Origin of the sequence: Wolbachia endosymbiont (group B) of Lycaena phlaeas (assembly GCF_947251875.1) — a bacterium.
In the GTDB taxonomy this organism is placed as follows: Bacteria; Pseudomonadota; Alphaproteobacteria; order Rickettsiales; family Anaplasmataceae; genus Wolbachia.
Map to the genome: position 1 here is coordinate 1,027,799 of NZ_OX366392.1, position 12,235 is coordinate 1,040,033.

General features: G+C 33.0%; 9 protein-coding genes. 7 read left to right on the top strand and 2 right to left on the bottom strand.

The genetic code is table 11. From position 1 onward, the window contains the following. Positions 1-569: 569 nt before the first annotated feature. Genes OPR37_RS04770 through OPR37_RS04780 form a run of 3 tightly spaced genes read left to right on the top strand, consistent with a single transcriptional unit; the run spans position 570 to position 3,837 of the window. Positions 570-2,555, top strand: coding sequence for a hypothetical protein (locus OPR37_RS04770; protein ID WP_264684838.1), 1,986 nt, complete (start codon positions 570-572; stop codon positions 2,553-2,555). A gap of 40 nt (positions 2,556-2,595) precedes the next feature. After that, positions 2,596-3,192, top strand: a complete 597-nt coding sequence (locus tag OPR37_RS04775) for a riboflavin synthase (protein ID WP_007302503.1) — start codon at positions 2,596-2,598, stop codon at positions 3,190-3,192. A gap of 57 nt (positions 3,193-3,249) precedes the next feature. Continuing rightward, a complete protein-coding gene (locus tag OPR37_RS04780; protein WP_007302502.1) occupies positions 3,250-3,837 on the top strand; it encodes a CvpA family protein in 588 nt (195 codons plus the stop codon). A 130-nt stretch (positions 3,838-3,967) separates the two neighbouring features. Here the strand turns inward: OPR37_RS04780 and OPR37_RS04785 are convergent, their stop codons facing one another. After that, the gene (locus OPR37_RS04785; RefSeq protein ID WP_213863916.1) at positions 3,968-5,293 is read right to left on the bottom strand and encodes a phosphomannomutase/phosphoglucomutase; all 1,326 of its coding nucleotides are present in this window, start codon (positions 5,291-5,293) and stop codon (positions 3,968-3,970) included. Positions 5,294-5,421: 128 nt separating this feature from the next. Here OPR37_RS04785 and OPR37_RS04790 point away from each other — a divergent pair, with 128 nt between their 5' ends. From OPR37_RS04790 to OPR37_RS04805, 4 genes are all read left to right on the top strand, one after another. Beyond that, complete coding sequence (locus OPR37_RS04790) at positions 5,422-7,722, top strand: coiled-coil domain-containing protein (RefSeq protein WP_265016838.1); 2,301 nt, start codon at positions 5,422-5,424, stop codon at positions 7,720-7,722. A gap of 189 nt (positions 7,723-7,911) precedes the next feature. Beyond that, positions 7,912-9,456 carry an actin-bundling T4SS effector WalE1 family protein gene (locus tag OPR37_RS04795; RefSeq protein ID WP_264684840.1) on the top strand — a complete coding sequence of 515 codons (1,545 nt, stop codon included), beginning with the start codon at positions 7,912-7,914 and terminating at the stop codon, positions 9,454-9,456. Between the two features lie 235 nt (positions 9,457-9,691). After that, positions 9,692-10,399, top strand: coding sequence for a uroporphyrinogen-III synthase (locus tag OPR37_RS04800; RefSeq protein WP_007302498.1), 708 nt, complete (start codon positions 9,692-9,694; stop codon positions 10,397-10,399). Further along, positions 10,399-11,181, top strand: coding sequence for an exodeoxyribonuclease III (locus tag OPR37_RS04805; protein ID WP_007302497.1), 783 nt, complete (start codon positions 10,399-10,401; stop codon positions 11,179-11,181). Before OPR37_RS04800 ends, OPR37_RS04805 begins: the two co-directional genes overlap by 1 nt. 37 nt (positions 11,182-11,218) lie before the next feature. Here OPR37_RS04805 and OPR37_RS04810 read toward each other — a convergent pair whose 3' ends face one another. Then, positions 11,219-12,169 carry a hypothetical protein gene (locus OPR37_RS04810; RefSeq protein ID WP_007302496.1) on the bottom strand — a complete coding sequence of 317 codons (951 nt, stop codon included), beginning with the start codon at positions 12,167-12,169 and terminating at the stop codon, positions 11,219-11,221. Positions 12,170-12,235 lie beyond the last annotated feature (66 nt).

The window sequence follows — 12,235 nt, forward strand, 5'->3', positions numbered from 1 at the left end:
CTATCCGAGTGTTTCCTTCTTCTGTCATTCCAGTGCTCCGACACTGGAATCCAGCCTTTACTTAACAATAAAAACTTAGCATAACTTTCGTGCTCAAAAAATTCCTGAATTCCAGCATCAAGTGCTATCTCTATAGGACTACTAACTAATCCAGAATATTAAAAAATTCACCAAGCGAAAAAAAGGCAAAAGAATCCCCCAGTAGTGAGTTTTGACCCTATAATAATGTAAATCGGCATTGTAATAATGTGCTAACGCTTATTTAAAGCGCGTTTTGGCTGAATGTAGAAAAAATAAAAAAGACATGCAGCCGCTATAATTTTATGTAATCTGCCAATATATACCTGAGTTTTTTACTGAATTTTGTTGTTAAATCTGCAGAGATTAAAAACAAGGATAAACACTCTTATTGTTATGATAAGAAGATTGATGAGATTTGTAAAGTAACTTTTTCTGCTCTTATTGAATCCAACACGCTACTATTATGTAAGAGTGCTATAATTATTAATTTACTGACTAATTATATTTTTTTTGTTAATATTATGTTAATAAATTAAAAAATTAGAAACATGCACAGTAATGATACCACAACTCCGTGGGAGCAAAAAAAAAATTCATTTAAGTCTTTTATGGATAAGGCTAAAAAAACCATACATACAGCAGCTTCCGAAATTCAAAATAAGGTAACACATGAAATAGAAGATTTCTCTAAGTCCTTTAAAAAAGATTGTGAAAACATAAAGGAAGATGTTACTAACCTTAATACCACACTGCAGAAACAAGCAAAGAATTTATTTAAAAATAAAGCTCAAGACACAGAAAAAAATCTCACCAAAGTTGGAGCTGAGAAAAAATATGAGGTAGAAGATTTACCTAAATTTTTCAAAGATAAATCTAAAGAGATAGGCAAAGTATTTTCCGATGAAGTAGTAGAAATCAGCACTATTCGCTCAAGAAGTGTTACAAGTGACACACAAGAGTTTTCATTTAAGATCAAACTGCTGACAGAGGTAAACCCTAATACAATATTACCTCAAATAAAACATTTGATTGACTTTTTTGAAACCAGCCTTTCTCAGGAGAAAAACTTCACAGCCAATATAAAAGTAGCAAAAGAAAGTGAAGAATTATATAATAACTACCATAAAGCTAATAAAACTGTAGAAGAATTCATAAATAATGCTCCAATTCAAATCCTCATGCAGGGCATAACGATAACGCTACAAACAAACGTTAAAAACATCAACCTCAATAGCTTGCAACAAATCGAGATATTCTTGAATAAGCAGCTAAAACATGTAGAAAAAGCCAAAAGTGAGGAGCAAAGTCAAGATACATTACAAATAGAAGAAACTGAAAATAAAAACGAAAATGTGATTGAAAAAAGAAACACGCAAGATAAACAAATTGTGCAAGGTTCGTTTGGCTACAATATAGCAAGTAACAGAAAGCAAATTACACGTGCACCAGTAATTGTTGCTGCAATGCATGAAAATATTTCCTGGTTTAGGTCTCTTTTTCAGCCATTCAATTTTTTTAATACGGCACAATTCTTTTTCCCACAACTGCCCAAATTTTCTATACAGAGTAACAATATGCCACCTGGTGTTATTCCAGCACTTGACCAAGAAGAGAAAGAACCAGTGTCAGCCACTCGGATAACAGAGGGTAGTATAGGAAATTTAGTCCCTCAAGAAACAGAGCGGGATATAGGTCAAACCAGGTCGCACACAGATTATTTTAAAACTAACAGAAAAAAGAAGTCAAAAAAGCAAGCTCAAGAACTATCAGAAGAAGAAAAACAATCTATCGTAAAACAAGCTCAAAATGATGCTAGAGTAGCTATGATAGATAACCAGATTGAGCGTAGAGAAAAAAAACTCGATGAAATATTTATTGAAGTGATGAATGGATATAAAAATCAAGACCCAGAGACATTTCACAATATTTTCAACTTAATATTTAATATTGTTTACTTTCAAGATAAACAATTACATGAAGTATTAGAATCAGATGAGATATCAGAAGTGCTAGAGGTACTCAAAAGGCCACAACCTCCTAATAACTCACTTCTAGGTAAAGAATACTTACAAAAGCAAGTATATAGAAAAACAGTGCAATTGCTCAAATTAGTTTCGGGCATTCCTATACAATCTTCTCCACAGCCTCGAAATATTTCTCATGAAATTTTGCCAAGCAAAGCTGTAGAACATTTACCAAAAACAAATGAAGCTAAAACTCGATTGCCTACTAATATTGGGCTCAAATCACCATTAAAAACTGTATTTTCCTCGAAAGAGACTTATCTTTGTCTATTTTTAGTAGCAGCTTCTATATCAGCACTCTGGCTATGGCACTTGCCGCTGGGAAAAGTGTCAATTTTAAAGGAATTGGTGCCAACAGAAAAAAGGAAAAGTATCGGTCTAACATTAAACATAGGGTTACCGATATTAATTACACTGTGCGTTTTGAACCTGGCTTACTTTCTATATTCTGAATATTCTGTAGAATCTATTGAGCAGATAAGTGAAAAAGATCTTCCTTTGCACATCTAACAAATAAGATCTTTTGTGATATAATTATTTATTTTATTGCATGTTTAAAGGAATTATCCAAGATATTGGCACTATAACTGATATCACTATCCACCCTAACTCTGATCAAATCTTCCATATTGAGACACAAAATTTATCCTCTATAAACAAAGGAGATTCAATATCCTGCTCCGGAGTGTGTTTAACTGTTGTCGACATAATGAGCAATGTATTCACAGTTCAAGTATCTCAAGAAACTATGAAGGTTTCTAACTTAAATATGTGGAAAATAGGAAAAAAAATAAACCTAGAACAAGCAATGAAACTGAGTGACAGAATTGACGGCCACTTGGTTCAGGGTCATGTGGATGACACAACAGAAATTTTAACAATCAATCAAAATTTAGAATCTCATGAAATCAGACTATCATGCCCACAAGAATTAATTAAATTTATTACAAAAAAAGGCTCTGTAACGCTAGATGGAGTTTCCCTTACAGTAAATTCAGTTGTCGATCAAGAATTCACTGTGAATATAATTCCCTATACATGGAAAAACACAACTTTTCAGCATAATAAAACAGGTAATTACCTAAATTTAGAAGTTGATATGATTGCCCGGTACTTAGACCAGCTGATAAAATATCAATACAATTAATTTTACAACTTTGTTATTTACAACTATTATATCTTGAAAATCATATAGATACAAAATATGTTTTTCGATAGCCTAATTATCTTTATTATTGTCTTGTGTGTAATAATATCGATAACTAGAGGTTTTATAAAAGAGCTATGTGCATTAATGTTCTTGCTCTTATCAGTCTTTTTGACAGCTAGTTACTATGATTTTTTTATTATAAATTATAGTAAGTATTTTAACTCTAAAGTTACACAAAACATACTTTCTACAATCTCTGTATTTATTATACTTAATCTTACATTCATGACAATGAATAACTGGCTAATGTACATATTATCACCTATAAGGTTGGGATTAATGGATAGAGTTACTGGAATCTTTGTCGGAGCACTCAGAGGAATATTGCTTTCTTATGTACTATTTTTTGCTGTGCACTTATATTGCCACACAGTATATGATAAAAAAGAGGGAGAGTCTAAAATAGACGCAGAAGACATATTGCCCAATTGGATAATAAATTCACACTCTTATCAGGCTTTATTTGTGACAACAGAAGAAGTAATTAACATGTATGTACCAGAGTCATTGATACTAAAAATAAAAGAGATTGGTGAGGAAATGGTTGATCAAGAAAAACCTCAAAACAATAAAGAAAAGTGAGTGTTGATTTTCTATAGCTAAACTAGCCTAGACAGCTATTATCCACAGCAGTGCGCCATAGGTTACCAATTCCTATTACTAATCAAACAAAACTGCAAACATTGACGAATAAGTAAATCATCAAAAAAATTTAAATGTATAATTTTAGTTCATCAATGTAATAAAACAAAACTTTTTTAGTGAGTTCAAAATCTTCTAAGGTATTTCCTTCACATCTTGCTGTTATGCAGTTTTGCGTATTTGATACTCTAAGAAGCCACCAACCTTTATCATCAGTTACCTTAATTCCATCAAGCTCTGAAAATACAATGTTTTGCTGCTTTAGTGTCTCCTTGATTGATTCAATTATTTGAAATTTTTTCTCATCCTTCACCACAATTTTCACTTCATGAGTGATATATAACTTTGGTAAATCTTCAATCGCCTCAGATAGGCTTTGGTTTTTCTTAAGTAAAATGTCAATGGCTTTAATAGCAGAATATAGTCCATCATCAAAACCCAGCTCAGAAAAGAAAAAATGCCCACTCAGTTCACCGGCAAACTTGGCCCCTTCTTCTACCATCTTTTTCTTAACTAGTGAGTGTCCAGTGGCACAGGTAATTATTTGTCCTCCTAATTTGCTAACGAAATCATGCACTTTCATACTCATTTTTACGTTGGCAATAACTTTGCTTTTTGGGTATTCCGCCAATACTTCACGTGAAAAAATCATAAACAAGTGATCATTGGAAACAACATTACCTTTATTATCAATCAAGCGTACCCTATCACCATCACCATCAAGTGCAATACCAAGATCACATTTATCTTTCTTGACAATACTGATTAACTGAGCAAGATTTTTTTCTTCTATGGGATCTGGGTCATGCAGTGGAAACGTCCCATCTATAGAGTTATTGGTTATGATGTGTATATGACTTGGTAAAACTTTTTCAATATACCTTACAATTGTTGGACTATTGCCAAAATCCCAAGCTATTTTTAGTTTTTGTGTAGCGTTATTCTTGAGCGCATTTTTTAATATGTTAACGTACTCACTATATATATTCGTGTTAATTAAGCTTCCAATTTTCGTGCTGTTTTTAATTGTATTGCCTATAATTTCCTTCATTTCTTGATCTGAGTAAACTTTTTTACTACTGAAAAATTTAAAGCCGTTATATTCTCTGGGGTTATGAGAAGCAGTGATCATAATCCCAAGATCTGCCTGCATTGTTGCAGCGTAGAGCATAGGTGAAGAACAGAGCCCAACGCGTATAACATTCGCACCGGATAAAATCAAGCCTCTGATTAATTCTTTTTCTATACTTGGTGAATCTATCCTGCTGTCATAGCCTACACAAACGTTAGCTGCAGTTTGACCGAATTTTCTACCTATCTCATACCCATCACTGATTTGCAGGTCTCTGCCTACCACACCTCTAATATCGTATTTTCTTATAATATTATTGTCCATACTGCACTTCTTGGAGTGGTTAATATATAACATTCCCGTCAAATACTCAAGTTTATTTAACTATAAAATTAGTTGATTTTTTAAAAAATATGTTAATATTATAACATAGCTCTCTAAAAATAAAAATTATGCCAAAAGAAAATTTACTTGTAACTGAAAATCAAGGTTTAGATGTAGATGAGCAAAAGAAAAATGATATTTTAAGTTTCATTAAATCTTGCAAAAATTTTCAGGATTTTATCAGAAAACTAGAAGAAGAAAATTTAATCTGGTACTTTATTGGTCCTTTACACAAAGATGAGAACATTAAAGAACAGGTAAGTTCAAAGTGGAAAGAGGAGTTTCAAAAGTTTGAGCAATCAATAAATGCAACACATAAAAAATTCGCAGAATCTCTACCAAGTGAAAATTTCTTAGTATATACAACACAAGATAATGAATTTAAAATTAGATTTGAAAATAAAGAAAAACCAATAGAGATTAGCACCCTTTTAAGAGCCAGTGACGAAGGCAAGGTTTATAACCTATCTTTAGGGAAAGATAGTCAAATAACTGCAACCAAAAAAGGCAGCGAAAGGCACTATGATTTTACTGGTTCAAGCTCATGTGAGATGACCATTAACTGGCAAGCTAAGGATTCTAAAGGCAATAGCATAGATTGTAGCATGACTGTAGAAGTAAATTCTAAGGGCATAAAAAGAGTGATTGATGAACCAAAATTTGGAGAAATAACCGACCCAGAAGAGGTATTAAAATTAGTTGAGCAGAATAAAGAAGTTTTTATCAATGGCAAAACTTTATATCAAGCTTTTACTGACATGGGCAAAAGTGTGAACGATCAGCAAACACCAGCAGAGGAAACATTTACAAAAAATTCACCACAGTCACCTATACCAAGTAGCAGTGGATATTCCTCTCCTGATTCGCGTAGAAGTTCTTTTTCCGCTGAGAGGGAATTTGGTGATGAAGAGTCTGAAATCACTGATGAATACATTGACGACGGTTACGATCAACAAAAAATGTACAAAGATTATTACAGAAAGTATGAGCCAGAGGGATTAAAAGGTGTAGATGAGACTATAAATGAAATTAACAAACTTGTAAAGCAGAATTATGATCTAATCTCGGAACGTGATTACCTGAGAAATGCAATTAACGAACAACAGCAAGCAATATTTGAAAGAGATCAAAAAATCAAGGAACAAGATGCTTATATTAAGTCACTTACAGAGAAACTCAAAAAATCAGAAGAGCTTAATCAAAAGATAGAAAAGGAAGGTGGTACAGGAATAAGAACACTAAATGAGGGAAAGCAAGATCTGGAAAAAGAATTCACAAGACTTAAAGATGAATTGAAAAGAAAGGAAAAAGAGTTAGCTGAAAAGGATAAAGACATAGAGCAATTAGCACAAAAAGTAACCGTACTAGAACAAAGTCAAAAAGATAAAAATGCTAGAATAACAGATTTAATTAATCAATTGAAAGATAAAGAAAGTGAGATTCAGTCAACAAATAGAATAAATGAAGAGCAGCAGGAAAAATTAGAGCAAAGTGAAGCTAAGTTAAGTGCACTAGAAAAAAAGAATGCAAATTTGGAAAATAATCTAAAGAAAATATTGGTAGAAGGTTCACAAGATAATCATGAAAAGCAGTTGGTAGAACAATGGATGGAAGCAAAAAATGAAAACGAAGAATTGACTGATACAGTAAATCAATTAGCTAGAGAATTAAATCAACTGCAAAAAGAAAAGGGGAATTTAGAAAGGAAAATTTGGCAACTTGAATCTGGAAGATCACTTGCAGATGAGATGAGTGAGATAAATAGGAATGAAGAAATAGATAAGCTTAAACAACAGTTTAAGGCAAAGGAGGGTATGTTACAAGAAGAGCTGAAGTCTGTTAAAGAAGCTCTAGAGAAATTGCAGGACATATTACAGCAGGAAAAAGATCTGGCAGCTATCTCAACTCAAACTGAAGTTGAATATGAAAGTAGAGGAATCCAGGCAAGTAATCACGAAACTACAGTTCCTAAAACACAAGACCAAGGTACACAAGCTGCGGATAAATCTTCAAGCAAAAGAATTAGTAAATTAGGAAAGGAAAATAAAAGTTTGGCTAGGGACAAACTAATGATATCTGAACAATTAAAACAAAAAACAAAAGAGATTGATGAGTTAAAGAAAAATTTAAAACAATTACAAGAAGAAAATACACAACTAAGACAAAAAGCTACTAAAGATAAAGGAGTTAATGCATCATCTTCAACAGATCAAAAAAAGACTAAAGAAATAGAAATTCAAACTGACGTGCAAATGAATGATTTTCATGATTTATATGATAAAGAACGCAAATATGTCAGAACAGAACTATCAGATCCAAGCGCAGTCTCTGCTCAGGCTTCAGAAAAATCTACTCCTTCAAAAGGATGAGTTTTGCTTCAACTATAGCTAATCCAAACGAGATATTATATTGCAATAATCACTAATTTTCTGTGCTTTCAAAAAAACACATCAAGCAAAATCATTTGAGAGTAAGTGGACATTGTTAGATGAATTAACCCTAACTTAAGAATCAGATATATACAATATTAGTATGTTTAATTAATAGTGAGGTTAAAAATGTCACCTAGTGAAATAAAATCTAACTCACGTCCTGTTGAAGCTCAACAAGATAATTTGGGTGTTAGTACAATTATGCAAGATTCATTAAGTGCAGATATTGTTCATGATTCTAAAAAACTAAAGGAAAGAATTACTGACTTGTTAAAAGGAGATACAGAATTCTCCAAAATGAAGAAAGGAGATCAGGCTCTTGTAGTAGGTACAGCAAGTGGATTATTTGCAGCAGTGTTACCATTTTTGGCAGTTGGTGCAACACTTGCTATACCAAGTGCTATAGTTGGTCTTACTCTATTTTTCGCTGCGAAAGTTGCTGTAAAAGCAGTTCAATCTGGATATAAAGGGCTCAAATGGTCAGCAGAAAAAACAGTTGAAGGAGCGAAGCATATTGGCGGAAAAATCAAAGATGGTGCTGTATATGCCAAGAATTCGGTAAAAGAAACTGCAAGTTCTGTAAAACAGGCAACACAAGAGAGAGCTAGCTCTACATTAAGAAAAATGGGGGATAACATTCAAAACCTTGGAAGGAAGATGAGTGATAGTGGTGCAAGCATGTCTAGTTTAGATGGCATCGCATATTCAATAGGTAATGAAGATCAAACTGTTATTTTGAAAACAAAAGAAAAAACGAGAAGTTTTAATAGTGTAAAGGAAATGTTTGTCAAGGAAGTTTTTGAAGACAAAGGTGTGAATAGCTCTGCTTTAACTAGGAAAATATTTTCTAAGCTGGGGGAAAAAATATTAGAGAAAGCTTATTCTGTTGATGGTCAACACAGTGCCAAAAAGGACCAGTTGATCAACCGATTGAAGCAGCAAATAGACTTTATCAATAAATTAGATGCTAAGAAGTTGCAACATTTGTTAGCTAAAGATAATAGCAGCCTATATGAAATTTTTTCTGAACATCATAATGAGATTAAGGAAGTTATTAGAGAATGCAAGGAAGAGCATACTCGTTTTAATACTTTAGAAAGGCTTAATAAGTTAGCAAAAAGGCATAAAGCAAGTTCTATGAATTCACTGGAAAATAGCTTATCAGGAAGTAGTTCAATGAATTCTTTAAGTAGTTACAGCACTACTAGCAGCGAAGCGGAGTTGTTAAACCCTAGTGAGCACAAGGAAGTAAAAGCACCTACTTCATTCTTTGGTAGGATGTTCTCGTCAAAAGGTAGCAAAAAGCCAGAGGAAGTTACTTATATAAGATATCAAGATTCTGAGTTGGATCAGATACAATCTGCGGAGATAGGAAATAGCCGTTTTTATGTTGCTCCGGAGAAACCGCCAAGAAGCAATTCAATGGGTTCTATAAGCACTGACAGTACTGCTACAACTTCTAGCTTTGCCAGTTACCGTCGTAATTCTGATAGTGGGTTCAATTCACCAAGTTCTTCTCCGGAACATGGTATGTTCACTGAGAAAAATGGCAAGTTAAAAACCCAAGCTGACTTAAGAAAGACAGGTTCTTTGGACAAATTGGTGGGACCTTCTTCAACAGTAACTGCTGAAGTCGATGTAGAGCATCAAGCTCCAAAAATGAAGATATAGAGAGTAAACAAAACTATCTATCTTCTTAAAAAAGATGTTACTCAGTGAGTAACATCTTTTTTTCATTTTATCAAAAACATTCGCTTATTTAAGATCAGTTTTCTAGCACTGGGCCAATTTATGGAGTTTCTCTTGCCTTTTTCATAGGTTACGTAAGAAACTTAAAAAATAAAAGTTTTTATTCAATAATTTGTGTATAAGGGATATTATTTTACTGCTAGTGAAATAAACCAGAATGAAGTCTATTTTATTGACAAGGCCTTTATTAGATTCGTTGAGCACAAGAAGCACGCTAAAAAAATATGGATACAAAGTTTTTATAGAGCCAGTATTCACAATAAAGTACTTAAATCCTGATATATCCGCGCACGAATTTGATGTTGTGATATCTACAAGTAAAAACAGTGTAAAGGCTTTCAGTCAAATATGTAAAGAGTATGGCTTTCCAATTATTACGGTTGGTAATTCAACCATGCAGGCTGCAAAAAATTTGGGATTTTCCGATATAATCTCAGCAGACAGCAACGTTGATGGTCTGATATCATGCATAAAATCTCATTATTCAAATACAATAAAGTTCTTATATATAAGGGGACAAGAAGTATCATGTGACCTAAAAAAAAGATTATCTGAAGAAGGTTTTAACGTAAGAGAAGTTGTACTCTATAAAACAATTACTAAAAGGAGTCTAACTAATAGGTGTAAAAATTTACTATTGGACGGTAAAATTGATAGCGTTGCTTTTTTTTCCTCACAAACTGCAAGGGTATTTTGTTCATTAGTTCTAAAAAGTGGGCTATCTCCTGTGATGAATAATACAGTTGCATATACCATGAGTAAAAACATTGCTGATAGTTTAAAGTTAATCAAGTGGAAAAAAATTATAACATCGAGGTTGCCCACAGGGGAGAGTTTAATTGATATAATTAATAAGGATTGTTGATGCTAAAGATTGCAACTTGGAATGTAAACTCCATACGTAAAAGAATTAACCAACTTTGTAGTTTTATAGTTGATAGTCAGATAGATATAGTTTTGCTGCAAGAGATAAAATGTACAGAAGAGCAATTTCCTTATGCAGAGATAGAAAAGTTAGGATATGAATATGCTGTCTATGGACAGGTTGCAAGAAATGGTGTTTGTGTTTTATCTAAATATCCAATACTGGAAAAATTAAAAATTGATATTGTAGAGAGTCATCAAGAAGCACGTTATATAGAGTGTGTGATAAAACACTCCAATAATAAGGTAAGGGTAGGAAGTGTATACGTTCCAAACGGTCAAAGCCCAGACTCTCATACTTTTGAGTATAAACTCAAGTTTTTTGATAACCTATATGAAAGGATGGGCACTTTGTTGAAAAATGAAGAGTTAACTATTATAGCTGGCGATTATAATGTTGCACTGGATGAAATTGATGTTTTTGATTCAAATTTATTAAATGGCCAAGTGTGCTTTCATATAAAAGAGCGTGAGAAATTAAGAGCGATCTTGAATCTTGGTTTTAAAGATGCATTTAGAATATCTCACCTCAACTTACAACAATTCACTTGGTGGCATTATCAAGGTAATTCACTCAGAAACAATCAAGGAATGCGAATAGATCATATGCTGCTATCGCCACAAGCTGCAGATAAATTGGAAACATGTTACATAGATGATAGGTTGCGTAAACTAGAAAACCCATCTGATCATACTCCTGTTGTATGTGTTATAAAACAATAAAAGACCTATTACACAATTCACCTTTGGCAAATAGGTCTTACTTGACTGCTGTCTTTTCTGTGCTTTTGGCTGGCTGATCTATAGTAATTTTTCCATCAAGCATAGTAAGCTGCTCACCCCCTTTATTTCCCACCTGAGGAGCTTGTTCCGGAGTAGGTTGTTTTTTACTCCCGTCAGCAATTGTTTCAAGAGAGCTTTCAATTGGGGTTTTTAAAATATCATCAATACCCTTGCGAATTTTTTCATTCAATTTTGCTCTCTTTTCTGTATCATCTTTATCTGGTGAGCTAGGGTCATATAAAGTACCTGGCCTATTATTTGAAAAAAGAACTTCAATTCCTCCCTTTACAGCAAATATTGTACCAATAACAGCAGCAACTATCGCAAGTGTAGTAGGACCAAAAATTAATATTGAAGCAATGGAAAAAAGAATAGGAAGAAAAACCTTACGTAAGCACTTTGTTACCATCTCTTGATCACTAAGTAGTGGTTCATCCTCTTCTTTTTTATCTCCACCTAAAAATGGTATTTTTTCTTTCACTCCATCCATAAAGGAGCCAGAAATATTTTTCGGGTCTATTTTTATTCCCAATGGGAACCCAACAAGTTTTATTAGTAAATCTTTAGCTTCTGTACCACGTACATCATCTAAGCATTCCTCTACTACTTGCTTTACTTTACTATCTTCCTCTCCAGCCAATTTTTTCTCTCTAACTTCTTTAAATATAGAAAGTAAAAACTGACAAAAATTCTCTTCACTGAGTGGTCTTATTTTTTCCGGATTGACATTAGTTAGTAGTATCTTCTTATAAGCTAATATAAAATAATCAGTTATTCCTTTGCTCTCCTTTAATTTGGCTTTAACTTCTAATACTTTTACAAAGTAATCGTAAATTTCCTTATGTTCCTTCTTGAAGAGCATCTCATTTTGCCCGGTCACCTGAGTAGATGACTCTAAAGGCTTATTTTTTGCTTTTGGAACTGTCATAACGATCTATTTGTACTAACCTATGCTATAATTATAGCATATTTTTCGCATTAATTCAAATTTCTT